The sequence below is a fragment of the Ruegeria sp. BB7 genome, assembly GCF_056539365.1.
Genome location: NZ_JBQFUV010000004.1, coordinates 36,854 through 54,965, shown reverse-complemented (window position 1 = coordinate 54,965; position 18,112 = coordinate 36,854). Strand labels below are relative to the sequence as shown.

Annotated in this window: 15 protein-coding genes; 6 read left to right on the top strand and 9 right to left on the bottom strand. The window is 58.0% G+C overall.

Going from position 1 to position 18,112, the window contains the following annotated elements:
• Positions 1 to 3 precede the first annotated feature (3 nt).
• The 5 genes from rodA to ACR0D7_RS09430 are packed head-to-tail and all read right to left on the bottom strand — an operon-like array spanning position 4 to position 5,620.
• Complete coding sequence (gene rodA / locus ACR0D7_RS09450; protein ID WP_170573939.1) at positions 4 to 1,143, bottom strand: rod shape-determining protein RodA; 1,140 nt, start codon at positions 1,141 to 1,143, stop codon at positions 4 to 6.
• Complete coding sequence (gene mrdA / locus ACR0D7_RS09445) at positions 1,140 to 3,089, bottom strand: penicillin-binding protein 2 (protein WP_480678795.1); 1,950 nt, start codon at positions 3,087 to 3,089, stop codon at positions 1,140 to 1,142. The genes rodA and mrdA overlap by 4 nt, the downstream gene beginning before the upstream one ends.
• The gene (locus tag ACR0D7_RS09440) at positions 3,089 to 3,622 is read right to left on the bottom strand and encodes a rod shape-determining protein MreD (protein WP_480678794.1); all 534 of its coding nucleotides are present in this window, start codon (positions 3,620 to 3,622) and stop codon (positions 3,089 to 3,091) included. Before ACR0D7_RS09440 ends, mrdA begins: the two co-directional genes overlap by 1 nt.
• Entirely contained in the window at positions 3,615 to 4,517 is a 903-nt protein-coding gene (gene mreC / locus ACR0D7_RS09435) for a rod shape-determining protein MreC (RefSeq protein ID WP_480678793.1), read from the bottom strand. The genes ACR0D7_RS09440 and mreC overlap by 8 nt, the downstream gene beginning before the upstream one ends.
• A 56-nt stretch (positions 4,518 to 4,573) precedes the next feature.
• On the bottom strand, positions 4,574 to 5,620 hold the full coding sequence (locus ACR0D7_RS09430) for a rod shape-determining protein (protein ID WP_008756832.1): 1,047 nt from the start codon (positions 5,618 to 5,620) through the stop codon (positions 4,574 to 4,576).
• A 155-nt stretch (positions 5,621 to 5,775) separates the two neighbouring features.
• Between ACR0D7_RS09430 and ACR0D7_RS09425 the strand changes: the two genes are divergently transcribed.
• Both ACR0D7_RS09425 and ACR0D7_RS09420 read left to right on the top strand, forming a co-directional pair.
• Positions 5,776 to 6,570 carry a 23S rRNA (adenine(2030)-N(6))-methyltransferase RlmJ gene (locus tag ACR0D7_RS09425; RefSeq protein WP_480678792.1) on the top strand — a complete coding sequence of 265 codons (795 nt, stop codon included), beginning with the start codon at positions 5,776 to 5,778 and terminating at the stop codon, positions 6,568 to 6,570.
• Between the two features lie 112 nt (positions 6,571 to 6,682).
• Entirely contained in the window at positions 6,683 to 8,422 is a 1,740-nt protein-coding gene (locus tag ACR0D7_RS09420; protein WP_480678791.1) for an adenylate/guanylate cyclase domain-containing protein, read from the top strand.
• Between the two features lie 47 nt (positions 8,423 to 8,469).
• Here the strand turns inward: ACR0D7_RS09420 and ACR0D7_RS09415 are convergent, their stop codons facing one another.
• A complete protein-coding gene (locus tag ACR0D7_RS09415; RefSeq protein WP_170385978.1) occupies positions 8,470 to 10,038 on the bottom strand; it encodes a 2-isopropylmalate synthase in 1,569 nt (522 codons plus the stop codon).
• Positions 10,039 to 10,326: 288 nt separating this feature from the next.
• Between ACR0D7_RS09415 and ACR0D7_RS09410 the strand changes: the two genes are divergently transcribed.
• Positions 10,327 to 10,992: an SDR family NAD(P)-dependent oxidoreductase gene (locus ACR0D7_RS09410; RefSeq protein WP_480678790.1), complete on the top strand. Its 666-nt coding sequence runs from the start codon at positions 10,327 to 10,329 to the stop codon at positions 10,990 to 10,992.
• Positions 10,993 to 11,002: 10 nt separating this feature from the next.
• Here the strand turns inward: ACR0D7_RS09410 and ACR0D7_RS09405 are convergent, their stop codons facing one another.
• On the bottom strand, positions 11,003 to 12,460 hold the full coding sequence (locus ACR0D7_RS09405; protein ID WP_480678789.1) for an MORN repeat-containing protein: 1,458 nt from the start codon (positions 12,458 to 12,460) through the stop codon (positions 11,003 to 11,005).
• Between the two features lie 146 nt (positions 12,461 to 12,606).
• Here ACR0D7_RS09405 and ACR0D7_RS09400 point away from each other — a divergent pair, with 146 nt between their 5' ends.
• Positions 12,607 to 14,265 (top strand): NAD+ synthase, encoded by a 1,659-nt coding sequence (locus ACR0D7_RS09400; protein ID WP_480678788.1) that lies wholly within the window; start codon positions 12,607 to 12,609, stop codon positions 14,263 to 14,265.
• 288 nt (positions 14,266 to 14,553) lie between these two features.
• A complete protein-coding gene (locus tag ACR0D7_RS09395; RefSeq protein WP_480678787.1) occupies positions 14,554 to 14,826 on the top strand; it encodes a hypothetical protein in 273 nt (90 codons plus the stop codon).
• 156 nt (positions 14,827 to 14,982) lie between these two features.
• Here the strand turns inward: ACR0D7_RS09395 and ACR0D7_RS09390 are convergent, their stop codons facing one another.
• Entirely contained in the window at positions 14,983 to 15,915 is a 933-nt protein-coding gene (locus ACR0D7_RS09390) for an MBL fold metallo-hydrolase (protein WP_480678786.1), read from the bottom strand.
• 230 nt (positions 15,916 to 16,145) lie between these two features.
• Between ACR0D7_RS09390 and gltX the strand changes: the two genes are divergently transcribed.
• A complete protein-coding gene (gene gltX, locus ACR0D7_RS09385; RefSeq protein ID WP_480678785.1) occupies positions 16,146 to 17,471 on the top strand; it encodes a glutamate--tRNA ligase in 1,326 nt (441 codons plus the stop codon).
• A 49-nt stretch (positions 17,472 to 17,520) separates the two neighbouring features.
• Here the strand turns inward: gltX and ACR0D7_RS09380 are convergent, their stop codons facing one another.
• The gene (locus tag ACR0D7_RS09380; RefSeq protein WP_480678784.1) at positions 17,521 to 18,090 is read right to left on the bottom strand and encodes a gamma-glutamylcyclotransferase family protein; all 570 of its coding nucleotides are present in this window, start codon (positions 18,088 to 18,090) and stop codon (positions 17,521 to 17,523) included.
• Between the last annotated feature and the right edge of the window lie 22 nt (positions 18,091 to 18,112).

Sequence of the window (18,112 nt, the reverse complement as noted above, 5' to 3'; positions counted from 1 at the left end):
AAATTAGCGGGGGCGATGGATATGGGCGCTTTGGACAATCCCGAAGGCTGCCATCAGAACCAGCATGGCTGAGCCGCCATAGCTGACCATCGGCAGAGGTACACCCACCACAGGGGCCAAGCCCATGACCATTGACATGTTGACCGCGAAGAACAGGAAAAAGTTCAGCGCGATGCCCAGCGTAACCAGCGACGAAAACCGATCTTTGGTCGAAAGCGCCGTAACCAGACAGAAGATCAGGATCAGGCCATAGAGGGTCAGCAGGGTAATACCGCCAACAAAGCCGAACTCTTCGGCCAGCGTTGTAAAGATGAAATCGGTGTGTTTCTCGGGTAGGAAGTTCAGCCGCGATTGTGTGCCCTGCATGAACCCACGCCCGTTCCAGCCGCCTGATCCCAGCGCGATCTTGGACTGCGTGATGTGGTAGCCCGCACCAAGAGGGTCCGTTGAAGGATCCAGAAACGTGTCGATCCGTCGGAACTGGTAATCCTTAAGCAACTGCCACTCGGTCCCGCGGCTGTTGAAAACAGTAGCGATCAGGCCAATCACGGCGGCGATCACAGCGGCGAAATAGGCCCAGTGGACACCGGCCAGGAACATCAGCCCTCCACCCGCTGCCAGCAGCAGGATCGAGGTGCCCAGATCAGGTTGTTTCAAAACCATGGCCGTGGGGATCAGGATCAGGGCCACCGGGATCAACACCCATAGCGGGCGGGACGTCTTGTGCGACGGCAGCCAGTCGTAATACGCGGCCAGCACCATCACCAGTGCAACCTTCATCACTTCGGACGGTTGCAGGCGCATGAACCCAAGGTCGATCCAGCGTTGGGCACCCATGCCGATGGTGCCGAATAACTCCACAAAAATCAGCAGAACGATTGATCCGAGATAGGCAACCACAGACATGTTGCGCCAGAACCAGATCGGCACCAGCGCGATGATGAACATGACCGTCAGGCCCAAACCAAAACGTTCCAGTTGCGGCTCGGCCCAAGGGGTCCATGATCCGCCCGCCACCGAATACAGCATCAGGAACCCGGCGCTGGCGACGCTGATCAGCAACAGGGTCAACGGCCAGTTCATATACAGGAACTTGCGAAACCCCGATGGCGTGGATTTGACGGCGTATTCAAGATAGCTCATGCGCGGTCTTTCTCGGTCGGACGCGCTTTGGGGCGGCGGTCACCCTCAAGCAGTTTTTGTTGTTCTTTGATGCGCTCTCGATCGGCGACGGGGTAGGCTTCAAGTGGAGGCGTGCCGTTGTACAGAGCCTGCAGCATGATATCGCGCGCGACCGGGGCTGCGGCCTTAGATCCGCCGCCGCCATGTTCCACCACCACCGCCACGGCGTATTTCGGGTTGTCATAGGGGGCAAAGCTGACGAACAGCGCGTGGTCGCGACGTTCCCATGGCAGGTCTTCATTGCGGATCACACCGGCGGCGCGTTCGGCCTTGGTGATGTTGCGCACCTGGCTGGTGCCGGTCTTGCCCGCCATGCGCAGGTCATCCGCAATGATGCGGCTGCGATAAGCCGTGCCGCCCCTGTCGTTTGAAACCGAGAACATCGCGTTGCGAATGTGTTCCAGGTTGTTCGGGTCGACGGCCAATGGCTCACCAGCGCCCGAAGGTTGCTCAACACCGTTCACGGACCGCACCAACCGTGGTTTAACAGCGCGCCCCGTGGCGATTCGCGCTGTCATGACAGCAAGTTGCAGGGGTGAGGCCAGCATGAAGCCCTGACCAATCGAAGCATTCGCTGTGTCGCCGACCAGCCAGCCTTCGCCGTGGACGCGTTCTTTCCATTCCTGGTTCGGGGCCAACCCGGCTGCAACGGCAGACATCGGGATGTCGTGTTTGACGCCCAGCCCAAAGGTGTTCGCCATTTCAGAAATCTTATCGATCCCAGTGCGCAGCGCCACGTCGTAATAGTAAACGTCGCAGCTGCGTTTGAGTGACAGATTAAGATCAACGGTCCCATGCCCGCCGCGTTTCCAGCAGTGAAAGCGGCGGCTGCCCACCTTTAGGTGGCCGGGGCAATACACCGTGTTGGACGGCCCGATCACCCCGGCCTCAAGCGCCGCCATGGCGGTGATCATCTTGAAGGTCGAGCCTGGGGGGTAGGTGCCCTGCACCGTCTTGTTGGCCAGCGGGCGGTAATTGTCCTGAGTCAGCGCCCGATAATCAGCGACCGAGATGCCGCGCACAAACAGGTTTGGATCGAAACTGGGGGCTGAACTGATGGCGCGAATATCGCCGGTTTCACAGTCGATCACAACCGCGGCGGCGCTTTCCCCGGCCAGTCGAGCCTGAGCGTATTGCTGCAGATCGGCGTCGACTGATAATTGCAGATCAGCACCGGCCTCGCCTTCTTGCCGGTCCAGTTCGCGCATCACCCTGCCGGTGGCGTTGACCTCGACCCGTTTGGCGCCAGCTTTGCCGCGCAGACTGATTTCCTGCTTTGCCTCAAGCCCGACCTTGCCGATCTGGAACCGCGGGATACGCAACACCGGTTCGGGGTCTTCGATCTGGCTGAGGTCATAATCGCTGACCGGGCCGACATAGCCGACCACATGGGCGAAATCCTCATACCTTGGATATTGGCGGGTTTGCCCCACTTCGGGGATCACGCCCGGAAGGGCAGGCGCGTTGACGGCAACTTTTGAGATATCCTCCCACGTGACCTGATCGGCCAGTGTGACCGGCAAGAACGGGGCCGAGCGGCGCATTTCCGTTTTGGCGCGCTCGATTTCATCCTCGGTTAGTGGGATCAGCTCTGAGAGTTTGGTGATGACCTCATCCACGTCACCCGCATCCTCGCGCACCATGACGATGCGATACGAGGGTGAGTTCTGGCCGATGATCTGCCCGTTCCGGTCATAGATTCGGCCTCGGGTCGGAGGGATCAGCCGAATGTTGATCCGGTTTTCTTCGGCCAGCAGGCGGTATTCGTCGGCCTGATCCACCTGCATGAATCGCATCCGGGCGGCAAGTCCGCCGATAAAGGCGGCTTGCAGGCCGCCCAGGATCAACGCCCTACGAGGCAAGCGCTTATAGGCGAGGCCTTGGGCTTTGGTTTTGCGCTGTTTCATCACTGCGCCCCCAATGCACCGGTATTTGCGGGGGATACACGGCGAACACCGAATCCCTTCTGACTGAGCAGAACGATCAAAGGATAAATCGCAATTGTCAGAAACACTTGTATCATTACCGGCCCCAGTGCCGCCTGTTGCACCGACAGAATAGCAAGAATGACGCGGTTCAACATGAAAACTGCTGTGATCACCACGGCAACAGTCGACCATTCTCCGATGAAGCCCGAATCCCGCAGCCCGAACGCCGAAGAACGCAGATAGGCTGTTGCGAGAACCACCAGCGCCGCCAATAGGCCGGGTGGGCGTTGCAGCAACAGGTCGGCCATCAGCATCACAACGGCCACCAGAAGGGTCGGCACAAATTCGGGTCGCCTAAGCACCCAGGCAAAGGTCAGGGCAATCAGCAGTTCGGGAAACGGCCAACGATCCGGTTTTGTATCGAGCGGCAGAAGGTGCAGGAACAGGATGAGAATAGCCAGAAACAGGTAAAGGCCACGCTTGGACCACAACTGTGAGGACTGACTACCCATCACCGACCTCCACCTGCGGAAGGGCGGCGGCGGGCTGTCTGGGCCCTACTATATCGCCGGGGTCCTGAATGCGGGGGGCCGACTGGTACCGCAGAACCCGCAGAAATTCGAGCCGCTCGAAATCCGCGGACAGACGCACCCGCAAACGGCCACCGGGGTCGGCGGTGATCTGGCCGATCAACAAGCCGCCGGGAAACACGCCACCATCACCCGAGGTTACGACTCGGTCGCCGGGGCGGACCAATTCGCGGTTCTCCAAAAACTCGACCGCTGGTGCGGGTGTATTGTCACCGGTGATCAGAGCGGTCTGGCCCGAGGGCTGGATGGTCGCAGGGATCGCGCTTGAGGCATCGGTCATCAGGATCACCCGTGCCGTATCCGGGCCCACACCCGAGATTCTTCCGACCACACCGATCCCGTCCATCGTGGCCCAGCCATCGGTGATGCCGTCACGTTCCCCCACATTCAGCAGAACCGACTGCCGGAATGGCGAGCCGCTATCGGCCATCACAACTCCGGTGATATAGGTCAAGCGTGGATCAAGGCGTACATTGTTGAGGTCCAGCAGTCGGGCGTTTTCCTGCTCCAACTGCAATGCGGCCTCTTTCCAGGCGCGCATCAGGCGCAGCTCGCTCCGCAATTCCTGATTCTGTTCGCTCAGGCGCTGATAGCTTTGGAAATCGCGCACCAGATTGACCACCGCGGTGACTGGCACCATCGCCCATTCCATCGACGGGACGACCGTATCCACCACTTGCGCGCGGAACCGTTCCACACGCGGGCTGTCGATACGCCAGACCAGAAAAATGCCAACCAGGAATAACACAACGATCCCCAATAGCAGGCGGCGTAATGGGGTGGTGTATTCGTCCCGCTGTGATCGGTCCTTTGCCACAGGTTACCTTCCCGTGCTGCTCGTGCCCGAGTGTTGACCCTTAGAGGGTGCGCGCCTTAGCTTTCGTAGTCAATCGCGTGGCGCAGCTGTTTTTCGTATTCCAGTGCCTTGCCGGTGCCCAAAGCCACACAGTTCAGGCTTTCATCGGCAATTGATACGGCCAGCCCGGTCTGTTCGCGCAGCGCCAGATCCAGATCACCCAGCAGCGCGCCACCACCTGTCAACATCACACCACGGTCGACGATGTCGGCGGCCAGATCGGGTGGCGTGGTCTCAAGCGCTGTCATGACTGCCTCGCAGATGGCCTGAACCGGCTCTGACAAGGCTTCGGCGACCTGAGCTTGGCTGATTTCGATTTCCTTGGGCACACCATTCAGCAGGTCGCGCCCACGAATATGCATCGACTGACCGCGGCCGTCGTCAGGCATCCGAGCGGTGCCGATGGTGGTCTTAATGCGTTCTGCGGTGGATTCACCAACCAGCAGGTTCTGTTGGCGACGCAGGTACGAGATGATGGCTTCATCCATACGGTCGCCACCTACGCGGACCGAGCGGGCGTAGACGATATCGCCCAGCGACAGGACGGCCACTTCGGTTGTGCCGCCGCCAATGTCGACAACCATGTTGCCGGTCGGGTCGGTAATCGGCATGCCCGCGCCAATGGCTGCAGCAATGGGTTCGGCAATCAGGCCAGCACGCCGCGCACCTGCGGACAGAACCGACTGACGGATCGCGCGCTTTTCGACAGGTGTCGCTCCGTGAGGAACACAGACGATGATCTTCGGCTTCGAGAAGGTCGAGCGTTTGTGCACCTTGCGGATGAAATGCTTGATCATTTCCTCGGCGGTGTCGAAGTCCGCAATCACGCCTTCGCGCATCGGGCGGATCGCTTCGATGGAACCGGGGGTCCGGCCCAGCATCAGCTTGGCATCCTCACCCACGGCCAGAACTTTTTTCACGCCGTCCTTGACGTGGTAGGCCACCACAGACGGCTCAGACAGGATCACACCGCGCCCTTTGACATAAACCAGCGTGTTCGCTGTCCCAAGGTCGATGGCCATGTCCGCTGTGAACAGGCCGCCCAGATTGCCAAAGATCCCCATGTTTCCCCTGATCCTGTATGTCGGTTTTTCTACTGCCCGCGACTCGACGGTTCCGGGACGGATGACTTATAGGGTGCCAGCACGTCCGGTAAAAGGGCTGATTCCGCGACAATCAGCACCTTTCCGCCTTTATGACAGGGACTTTAGAAGGCAAAATGCTCTCTTATCAACATATTTACCACGCCGGTAATCTGGCGGATGTGCAAAAGCACGCATTGTTGGCTTGGGTGCTGGATTATCTGACCCGCAAAGATAAACCGCTGACCTATCTGGAAACGCATTCAGGGCGCGGCCTGTACCAGTTGGACGCGGCAGAGGCGGTGCGCACCGGTGAGGCCGCCGCAGGCATTGAACGCGTATTGCGCGAAAAATGGTTTCCGGCAGACCATCCTTTATCCAGAGCGCTTGAGAATGTGCGGGCACAGTACGGAGAACACAGCTATGCAGGGTCGCCAATGATTGCGGCCAACCTGCTGCGCGATCAGGATAGCCTGCATTTTGCCGAGCTGCATCCGCAGGAACATGCGGCCCTGTCCATGACTATGTCGCCTTTTGGCGCAAAGGTTTACAAGCAGGACGGATATGAATTGGCGCATTCCCTGCTGCCGCCGACCCCCCGACGCGGAATGCTTTTGATTGATCCCAGCTATGAGGTCAAATCGGAATACGACCGGCTGCCCGGAGCAATTGCTAAATTGCATCGTAAGTGGAACGTGGGCGTATTGGCTTTGTGGTATCCCATACTTTCTGATGGGCGGCACGAACCCATGATTGAAGCGTTGAAAAAGCAGGATCTTCCCAAGTCAGAATGCCACGAAGTGCGATTTCCTGCTGCGCGAGAAGGCCATCGTATGATCGGGTCAGGCATGTTTGTCGTGAACGCTCCGTATGGTTTCATCGAAGAAACCAGTAGGTTAGATGCGATGTTCTTAAGATTAGCGAGCCTGTGAGCACAAGTTAGGGGCGTATTCAGATGAGCTGATTGCGCGCATCGGATGTGGTTGCAAAATTCCTTGTTAGAAGTGACCGCCCAGCCCTAGAATTGTGGCAAGGAGGGGCGCCATGAATCGCCGACTTGCTACGGTTCTGGCCGCCGACATGGTGGGCTACAGCCGCTTGATGGAAATTGACGAGCAAGGCACGCTGGCGCGGCTGCGCACGCACCGGATCGAGTTGATCGACCCTTCGATCGAAAAAAACCGTGGCACGATTATCAAAACAACTGGCGACGGGATGCTGGTCGAATTTCCCAGCGCCAGCGACGCCGTGACGTGTGCGGTCGAAGTTCAAAACCGAATGCTGCGCAGGAATGCGGACGTTCCGCACGAACAGCGCATTCAGTTCCGCATGGGTATAAATCTGGACGAAATCATATTTGAAGACGGAGACATTTTTGGCAGCGGTGTGAACATTGCAGCCCGACTGGAACAATCGGCCGAGGCAGGCGATGTGCTGATTTCCGGAGCCGTCCACGAACAGGTTTTCAGCCGGTTGGAATTGCAGTTTCAGGATTTGGGGGATCTGAAGCTCAAGAATCTGTCGCAACCCGTTCATACCTACCGGGTCGAGTTGGAGCGGCCAGCCGGTGAGCTTGAACAGAACACAACCGGGCAGGAGGCGACAAGGGTTGTGAAGCCTTCGATCGCTGTTCTGCCTTTTGAAAACATGAGTGGGGACACGGAGCAGGAGTTCTTTGCCGATGGGCTGACCGAAGACCTTCTGACCGAACTCAGCCGCAGGCATGAGCTGTTCGTGATTTCCCGCAACTCTTGCTTTGTCTACAAGGGGCAGGCTGTAAATGTTCGTGACGTGGGTGAAAAACTGGGCGCGCGGTACATTGTGGAAGGCAGCGTGCGCAAGGCGGGAAACCGGGTGCGCGTGACCGTTCAATTGATCGACAGCGAAAGCGACGGCCATATATGGGCCGAGAAATATGACCGCGATCTGGACGATATTTTCACAATTCAGGACGAGGTGATATCAGCAGTGGTTGCCACTCTGCCCGGCCGGATCGAGGCGTCGCAGCAAGAAGGGCTGACACGCAAGAAGCCTTCGAGTTTTGCCGCCTATGAGTGCGTTCTAGCCGCAAAGGTTTTGCACCATCGCAGCACTCGGGAAGATAATATCGAGGCGACGAAACTCATTGATCGGGCCTTAGAACTTGATCCCGACTACGCCCATGCTCATGCTTGGAGCGGCTGTATCCGGGGTCAGGCCTGGGGTTACAGCTGGTGTGACGATCGTGATGCAATGCTGGCTTCTTGCGAAGAGGCGATCCTTAAGGCGGCCTCGATGGATGACAACGACGCGGATGTTCATCGTTTGATGGCCGCGGTCGAGATAATGCGGAACAACCTGGCGCGCGCGCGTTATCATCAGGAGCGCGCGTTTTCTCTGAACCCGAACTACGATCTGGTTGTTGTACAGATGGGTGAACTGCTGACGTGGACCGGTCGTCCCGATGAAGGAGCAGAGTGGATACAGAAAGCCATGCGCCTGAATCCGCATCATCCCGCTCGGTTCTGGAGCCATCTGGGAAAGGCACGGTTTGGTGGCAAGCATTATGAGCAGGCGATTGACGACTTCGCCCGCTTGCCAACGCTGGATCTTGTACAAAACGCTTTTGTCGCCGCAAGCCACGCTTGGCTGGGGAATGAGGCCCGCGCCCGGTCGCACGTGGATGCTATTCGCGCAGAGCAGGCGGATATCGGGATCAATGACCTTGTCGCCACGCTGCATTACGCGCGGGACGAAGACCTGAAGCATTTCGTGCAGGGTGTGGAAAAGGCCGGTTTGTCCTGACCCATTGAGTAAAAATGGCGGCCTGCAATCACAGGCCGCCACATTTGTCAGGTCAGGTCTTTGTAGCTGATCTCACGCGCATCGGCACCAGGGCCGGTTTTCTCGCGTCGCATGATCAGGCGGTTCAACGCATGAATATACGCCTTCGCAGACGCCACGACTGTATCTGTATTGGCGGATTGGCCAGTTGCGATCATGCCGTCCTCTTCCAAGCGCACCGAGACTGTGGCCTGTGCATCCGTGCCCTCGGTCACCGCATGCACCTGATAGAGCTGCAGGTGCGCCTGGTTCGGATAGATTGCCCGGATGGCCTTGAAGGTTGCATCCACCGGGCCGTCGCCGTGCTCGGTCGCTATGATGTCCTTGCCATCCATTTCAAGCTCGACCGTGGATTCGGCCTGACCGCCGGTGCCGCACGTGACTTTCATTGACACCAGTTGCAAGTAATCATCGCTATCGTCCAACGTCATCAGCGCTATCAGATCGTCGTCGAATACTTCTTTCTTGCGGTCGGCCAAATCCTTGAACCGCACAAAGATATCCTTGAGTTGATTGTCTCCGACCTCATAGCCCAACGTTTCGAGCTTGTCGCGCAAGGCTGCTCGGCCCGAGTGCTTGCCCAGCGGCAAGGATGTGCCGGACAGGCCAATGTCTTCGGGGCGCATGATTTCAAAGTTTTCGCGGTTCTTCAGCATGCCGTCCTGATGGATGCCGCTTTCATGCGCGAAGGCATTCTTGCCGACGATGGCCTTGTTGAACTGAACGTTGAAGCCCGACACCGTCGCAACGCGGCGCGAGATATGCATGATCTTGGTGGTGTCGATGCCCGTGTGCCACGGCATGATATCGTTGCGGGTGCGCAGGGCCATGACGACTTCTTCCAAAGCCGTGTTGCCCGCGCGTTCGCCCAAGCCGTTGATGGTGCATTCAATCTGACGCGCGCCCCCGGCGACAGCGGCCAGAGAGTTCGCGGTCGCCATCCCCAAGTCATTGTGGCAATGCGTGGCGAAAACGACCTCATCGGCGCCAGGCACGGTTTCAATCAGGCGCTTGATCAGGTCAGCGCTTTCCACCGGTGCCGTATAGCCCACCGTGTCGGGGATGTTGATGGTCGTAGCACCCGCCTTGATCGCAATTTCGATCACGCGGCACAGGTAGTCCCACTCGGTTCGGGTTGCGTCCATTGGTGACCACTGCACGTTTTCACAAAGATTGCGCGCATGGCTGACCGTTTCGTGGATTTTGTCGGCCATCTCATCCATTGTCAGGTTCGGAATGGCGCGGTGCAACGGAGAGGTGCCGATGAACGTGTGAATCCGGTTTTGCTCGGCGTGTTTCACTGCTTCCCAGCAGCGGTCGATATCCGCAAAATTGGCACGGGCCAGCCCACAGATGCGGCTGTTCTTGGACCGTTGGGCAATCTCTGAGACTGCCTTGAAGTCACCCTCCGATGCAATCGGAAAGCCAGCTTCGATGATGTCTACACCCATCTCGTCCAGCAGCTCGGCAATCTCGAGCTTTTCGTTATGGGTCATGGTTGCGCCAGGGCTCTGCTCGCCGTCGCGCAAAGTGGTATCGAAGATCAAGACGCGGTCTTGGTCGGTCACGTTGGTCATGGGAATCTCTTTCTTCTTCTGTCCTAAAGCCTCTTGGCGCGCGGGCGTCCTCCTCTGAGCGGGCGCGCCGGATGGCACGCTCAGAGGCGGATTAGGATCAGTAGGCCACGCAGAGACGCACCGCGAATGGCGGTGTCGGCAACAAGGATATCTGCGCGGTTGATCATGGCGGAATTTATACATCGCTCGCGCGGAATGAAAAGACCCATTTGCGATGTAACCGCAGAAGCGGTGTTTTCTTTTCGGTAAGGCATTGATGCGAACGCGCCAACAGCTAGGTGAAACGCCATGGAAAAAGCATTGATCATTGGCGCGTCGGGGGGAATCGGGCAGGCGGTTTGTAAGTACTTAAAAGGACAGGGGGCGGATGTAACCACCTTGTCGCGCTCAACCGACGGGTTTGATCTTACCGACCCTGACGGCGTTTACCGCACGCTAGATAAGATCTCGGGACCATACGATCTGATCTTCGTTGCGTCTGGTGCGCTTGAGATCAACGGGGTGGAGCCTGAAAAGACCCTCCGAACCCTCGCGGCACAGGCGATGATGGACCAATTTGCGTTAAACGCTGTTGGCCCCGCGTTGATCCTGAGTCACGCTTCGCGCCTGTTGCCCCGTGATAGGCGCGCTGTTTTTGCGGTGCTGTCGGCTCGGGTCGGATCGATCGGAGACAATCGTCTGGGCGGATGGGTCAGTTATCGCGCGTCCAAGGCGGCTGTGAACCAGATTGTCCACACAGGTGCAATTGAACTTGCCCGAACGCACAAGCAGGCGATCTGCGTAGCCTTACATCCAGGCACGGTCAAAACCGAGTTCACCCGGAAATACTTTGGCCGTCACCCTGCCGTCTCGTCGAGCACCGCTGCTGAGAATCTAACGTCTGTGATTCAAAGGCTGACCCCAGAGGATACCGGTGGCTTTTATGATTGGGCAGGAAAACCCGTGCCATGGTAGCAAACAGGGTTCAGCCGTCGGAAATGCTGGTTTCCGCAGGGGCGGTTTCGGGGGCTGGGTCGGTCTCTGCCTCGCTGGGTGTCGCGAGCGCATCGTTTTCCCAGACGCCGGATTCTTCTTCGCCATTGGCATAGCGCATCGTGCCGTCACCGTGGCGTTTGTTGTCAAGGAAACCGCCTTCATAGACGTCACCGGTCGCAAAGGTTGCAATGCCGTTTCCGCTGATCTTACCTTCGGCCCAATCGCCGGTGTAAGTGTATCCGCTTGGCATGGTGATGGTTCCCTGACCGTGACGCTGTCCGTTCACAAAGTCCCCGTCATAGACGGTGCCGTCGGGAAAAGTGGCTTTGCCCTTGCCCTGCCTGACGCCTTCCGACCATTCACCTTCATAGCGGTATCCATTGGCAAATGTCAGAACGCCTGTGCCATGACTCAGGCCGTTTTGGAACTGCCCAGTATAGACGACTCCATTCGGGTATGTAGCCTTGCCGGTGCCTTCGAATACTCCGGCAATCCATTCCCCATCGTAGATGATACCACCCGAGAAAGTGTGCATACCCTTGCCATGCGGCAAGTCAGCGCTGAAATCGCCGATATAGGTGGACCCGTCGGGATATGTCAGTTCGCCGAATCCCTCGATCTGGCCGTCGGCCCATTCGCCGGTGTAGTCAAACCCGTCTGTTCCCAGAAAGCGGCCTTTGCCGTGGCGGCGGTCGTCAGAATAATCCCCTTCGTATGTCGCGCCATTAGCGTAGGTTGCCTTGCCTCGCCCTTGGCGGCGCCAGTTTACCAGGTCGCCTTCGTACAAATCCCCGTTTGCCTGCAGCAACCGGCCTTTCCCGGTGGCCTGATCATTGACCCATGCGCCTGTATATACTTGGCCGTCCGGTGATGTATGGGTTCCCTGACCTTGGCGTTGGCCATCCTGAATCTCACCTTCGTAAACACCGCCCTTGGCATAGGTGATCTTGCCTATGCCTTGCTTGACACCATCCTCCCAATCCCCGTCATAGCTGTACCCGCTGGGATCAGTCAGTACACCTTTGCCGTGATGGAGTGCGTTCCGAAAGCCACCTTCATAGCGCGCGCCGTTGGCATAGCTGACCATGCCTTCGCCGTTTATGGTGCCGTTGGACCATTCGCCGTCATAGGTACCGCCATCGGGATAGATGATTTTGCCACGCCCTTCGGGCTGGCCTTTGACGAAATCGCCTTCGTAGACCGAGCCATTGGCATAACGTGCAGTGCCCTTGCCCTGAATTTCGCCCTCTACCCATTCGCCTTGGTACTCAAACCCGTCGGGCAGGCGGTAGGTGCCGGTTCCGTGGCGAAGTCCGTTTTCGAACGTACCCTCGTAGACGCCACCGACATCGTCATCAGCGACGATCACATCACCGCTTTGTGCGGTGACGCCTGCGGCGATCAGTGCCATCGCTGAAGCGGCTAGGGAAATGCGGAAAGCGTTCATGTTCGGTCCTGTCTGCCCGGAATTCATCTTTCCGCGCAAAACTAAGGTACCCTTAGGGGCAGAGCAACGGGTTTTGCCGCATTTGCCTTTCACTCGCGCAATGATCTGTTAAATGGCAATAGAACTGACGAGGGTATGAGGGCACAATGGCCGACCGTTTCCGCATCACGCTTGCGCAACTCAACCCCACTGTGGGGGATATCGAAGGTAATGCTTCCAAGGCTTTGGCCGCATGGGAGCAGGGGCGCGCGGCCGGGGCTGATCTGGTGGCGTTCCCCGAGATGTTCGTGACCGGCTACAATACGCAGGATCTTGTGATGAAGCCCGCCTTTCATCAGGCTGCGATGGCTAAGGTCGAAGAACTGGCTGTGCAATGCGCCGACGGTCCGGCGATTGCGATCGGCGGGCCTTGGGTCGAAGGCGATAGCCTGTTCAACGCCTATCTGATCCTCAAAGGCGGCCGGATCAGCAGCAAGGCATTGAAACACCACTTGCCCAATGAGACCGTATTTGACGAGGTGCGGCTTTATGATGCCGGACCTTTGGGCGGGCCTTACTCGGTTGGCAATACGCGTATCGGCAGCCCTATTTGCGAAGACAGCTGGCACCCGGATGTGGCCGAAACACTTGAGGAGACTGGGGCCGAGTTCCTGCTGATCCCCAACGGCTCGCCTTACTTCCGCAACAAATACGATGTGCGCCTGAACCACATGGTGGCACGTGTTGTCGAGACGGGGCTGCCGCTGATCTATCTGAACATGGTGGGCGGTCAGGACGATCAGGTGTTTGACGGAGCCACGTTCGGTTTGAACCCCGGCGGCGAACTGGCGTTCCGAATGCCCGTTTTTGATGAGACCGTGGCCCATGTAGATCTTGAGCGTAGCGATGAAGGTTGGCGTATCACACCAGCCGAGATTGTGCCTCAACCTGATGAGTGGGAGCAGGATTATCGCGCAATGGTGCAATCCCTGCGTGATTACATGGGAAAGACAGGCTTCAAAAAGGCATTGTTGGGTCTGTCGGGCGGGGTTGATTCCGCGCTGGTTGCGGCGATTGCCGTAGACGCCATCGGGGCAGAAAATGTGCGCTGCGTGATGCTGCCGTCCGAATACACCAGTCAGGCATCACTGGGTGATGCCGAGGCGGTCGCCAAAGCGTTGGGCGTTCACTACGACTATATGCCTATTTCGGACAGTCGGGCGGCGGTGACGGATACTTTGGCGCCGCTGTTTGCCGGACGCGAAGCCGATTTGACCGAAGAGAACATTCAATCCCGCCTACGTGGTCTGTTGCTGATGGCGATCTCGAACAAGTTTGGCGAAATGTTGTTGACCACCGGTAATAAATCTGAGGTCGCGGTGGGCTATGCCACCATCTATGGCGATATGAATGGCGGCTATAACCCGATCAAGGATCTCTATAAGACGCGGGTGTTCGAGACTTGCCGCTGGCGGAATGCCAATCACCGCGAATGGATGATGGGCCCCGAAGGCGAGGTGATCCGCCCGTCTGTCATCGACAAGCCCCCCAGCGCGGAGCTGCGCGAAGATCAGAAGGACAGCGACAGCCTGCCGGACTATCCGGTTCTGGACGCGTTGCTGGATATTCTGGTCGACCAAGATGGCTCGGTCGCCGATTGCGTGGCAGCCGGATTCGAAGAGGCTGATGCGCGCCGGGTTGAGCACCTTATATATATCAGCGAATACAAACGCTTTCAGTCCGCTCCCGGAACTCGGCTGACCAGCCGGGCGTTCTGGTTGGATCGCAGATATCCGATTGTGAATCGCTGGCGCGACCGTAGCTGACTTGTCCACGGCGCCTTGGTTCAAATTCTCTGTTTCCAACTGGGGTTCAGTTGCAGCGCAAGCTGTTCGATAGTTTCCCAATAATGAACACTATATTAACTTTTAAGAGCGCCAGGCGACTGGCGCCTTGAAATTGCGACATTTTTTCGTCACATTTTTGCTTAATTGGCGCCTCACATGGGGCGCCGCGACACATTTCAGTTGGGTCATTGGCAGGTGGTTTGGTGCCGAATACCAACTAGTGGCGCAAATGGTGTTGGATGTCTGAGTTAATGATTTGGTGTTGCTATGTACGAGGAATATGACAAGTCTCTCCACCCTCCGCTGAAATACAAATCAATGGAGTCGGAGGCGCGGGTTCTGGACGAAACTACGCTGGATACTGCGATTGCCGATCTTCTTCAGAAAGACGACAGCGAAGCTTTGAATCCAGTTAAGGTCCAAGCTACCTTTCCTGAACTGCCCGATCAGTCGCAGTTCGATAGCCAAGCCTCGCCGCAGGAGGCTGGCCTGACGGCCGTTTTGCTTCAGAAATGGGCAGAGCTGCGCGGCGCGGCTTAACAATCAGGATATTTCAATCGAAGCAGCGCGAGTTGTTCGCGCTGCTTTTACGTTTTGGCCTTGGCCACAGGCGCCAGCCTTGCGGTGTTACGGTTGCCTTGCGCCTCTCACGGTTCGCAGGTGGCTAATTAGTTTGGTCCGACCCAGGATTTTGAACTATCCCATCATCTGATAGCTGACGGGCACAAAGCGGAACCCGTCACCACGGGTTTCAACAAATCCTGCTGCGGGGAACGGCATGTGATAGCCGATCATCGGCACCTTATCTGCCGCCAGCATTCCCAGAACGTTCCGGCGCGATGCTGTGGCTGCTGCTTTGTCCATGTCAAAGCGAACCTCCCATTCCGGATGGGCAAAGGACCAGACATAGTGATTGGCCAAGTCCGCCGTTAGCACCAGCCGCTGGCCGTTGCTTTCCAGATGGTACACCGTGTGGCCGGGCGTATGACCGTAAGCAGCCACTGCGGTGATGCCCGACGTCACCTCACCACCATCCTCAAGGAAAGACATCTTTTCGGCCAAGGGCGTCACCTTGGCTGCGACCAGGTCGCCAACGCGATTGCCTGCGTCCTGTGCAGCCCAGAAATTATACTCGGGCGATGCGGTGACATAGCGCGCATTGGGGAAGGTTGGCGCGTCATTCGTGGTCATGCCGCCGATATGATCGGGGTGCATGTGGGTGATGACAACAACGTCGATCTGGTCTGGCGTAACACCAGCATCCGCGAGCGCGGCCTGAATGCCACCCTGGCCGAGGCCCGTGTCGAACAGAACCAGCTCGGTTCCAGTATTGACTAGTGTGGGGGTGAAGAAGAACTGTGCCACCTCGGGTGATATGAAGTTGTCGGCTGACACCTTGGTGAAATCCTCATCCGAGGCACCTCCGCCGAAGATTTCCTTGGCACCGTCACGGGGCAGGCTGCCGTCCAGCAATGTGGTGACGGTAAAATCGCCCAGCGTAAAGGACTTGGCGATGGTCGAGTTGGTTTTGGTCTCAGCCCCTGCAGCCAAAACCGGGGTCGTGGCGGCGGCAAAGGGCAAGGCTGCCGCTGATCCCAGTGCCGCGCGGCGTGTGAGTTTAATGGTCATTTTGGTTCTCCCTGTCAGAACACCATTGGATGAAATAGCCCGGTGCGAGTCTCCTGCAAGTGTATACCCTGGGGATATGGTCTGCGTGGATGAACATTGCGTGTGAGTTTTTGTTAAGTTCACAATCTTCTGGCATAGGGCAGAGCAGCTTGGGTTTGCGTTTCGGTCAGAAACCCCTGCTGGACAAAAACGCGCTCATATGACATGAGCCGCGCCAACAGGAGAACTCCATGACCACGACCCGTTTTGCTCCGTCGCCCACCGGTTATATCCATGTGGGCAACCTGCGCACCGCCTTGATGAATTATCTGATCGCCCGCAAGGCCGGCGGTACGTTCATCCTGCGTATTGATGATACCGACCCCGAGCGGTCGAAAGAAGAATATGTCGATGCCATCAAGCAGGACATGGAATGGCTGGGCCTGCATTGGGATCGGATCGAGCGGCAGTCGGAGCGTCTGGATCGCTATGCCGATGCTGCCGATAAGCTGCGTGAAATGGGCCGGTTCTATGAGGCGTTCGAAACACCCACCGAGCTGGATCTGAAGCGCAAGAAGCAGCTGAACATGGGTAAGCCGCCGGTCTATGATCGTGCCGCTCTGAACCTTTCGGATGCCGAGAAAGAGAAGCTGCGGGCCGAGCGTGGCAATGGCGTCTGGCGCTTTAAGCTGGATCATGAGCGGATCGATTGGACTGACGGAATTCTGGGCGACATCTCAATCGATGCGGCCTCGGTTTCCGATCCGGTTCTGATCCGTGGTGACGGTCAGGTTCTCTATACGATTGCGTCAGTTGTCGACGATACCGAGATGGGTGTGACCGACGTGGTGCGGGGCTCGGACCACGTGACCAATACCGCGACGCAGATTCAGATCATCGAAGCGCTGGGCGGTCAGTGCCCACGTTTTGCCCATCATTCGCTGTTGACCGGCCCACAGGGCGAGGCGCTGTCGAAACGTCTGGGCACTCTGGCCCTGCGCGATCTGCGCGAACAGGGCGTGCAGCCGATGGCGCTGCTGAGCCTGATGGCGCGTCTGGGGTCTTCTGATCCGGTCGAGCTGCGCTCGGATATGGCCGAACTGATCGAAGGCTTCGATGTGAACCGTTTTGGCGCGGCGCCAACCAAGTTCGACGTGCAGGATCTGTTCCCGCTGACTGCGAAGCACCTCCAGTCGCTGCCGCTTGCCGATGTTGCTGATGCGGTGGCTGACGCGGGCGTTCCGGCAGAGCTAGCGGAATCCTTCTGGGAGATGGCGCGCGAGAACATCACCACTTTGGGTGATCTCAAAGGTTGGTGGGAGCTTTGCCGGGATGGGGCAGAGCCACTGATCGCTGATGAGGATCGTGAGTTTATCGCAGAGGCGGTCGCTCTGCTGCCCGAAGGCCCGTTTGATGGTGAAACCTGGGGCACCTGGACCAAAGCCGTAAAGGAAGCCACGGGGCGTAAAGGCAAGGGCCTGTTCATGCCATTGCGTAAGGCGCTGACCGGCATGGAGCGTGGTCCGGAAATGGCGACCCTGCTGCCGCTGCTTCAGGTGATCCGCGCGCGCGGCTGATCGCAGGAATACCAATTCATTGAGGCGGGGTCAGGTGGCCCCGCCTTTTTCATGCGGTCTGAACGATTGGCGCGGACAGGCGCTTCAGGCGGTCATCCACGAACTGGGTCTCGGTGGGTTTCAGCTGTTGGTGGCGGGGGTATCGTGGCTCGGCCCGGTCGTTCAGGATTGGTGCATCCCATCCGTCTGTTGTGGCAAAAAAACGATCCGCACCGTCCTCTCCGAAGGCGCGCAGATAGCCCTGCACAACCACGTCGATATAGCTGAGCAGCAAGGGATGGCGGTTGGTCGGGTCGTTCTGGCGATCGCGCGGCACAGCATAGACAGCAATTTCGACATCATGGGTCAGGGGATGTGTGATCGATTGCGTGGTTGGAACCCGATCATAGGCCCATTCCCGTTCATCCAGCGCCGCCCAGTCGTTTTTGGGAACGTGGGCGATCATCCCTTCGATCTCGCAATCCGGGTCCGGCACCGCGGTCAGAAAAGCCACCGGGCGTAGGTCGGTGTGTCGCCAGGCGCGGCGCCAACCTTTCAGCCGGGCCGGATGAGGATCGGGAAAATCGTGGGTCGCAAGGTTCACGAGGCTGCCATAGCCAAAGAAATAGGGGTCAGCCATGGGGTTCAAATCCTTTGAGAGC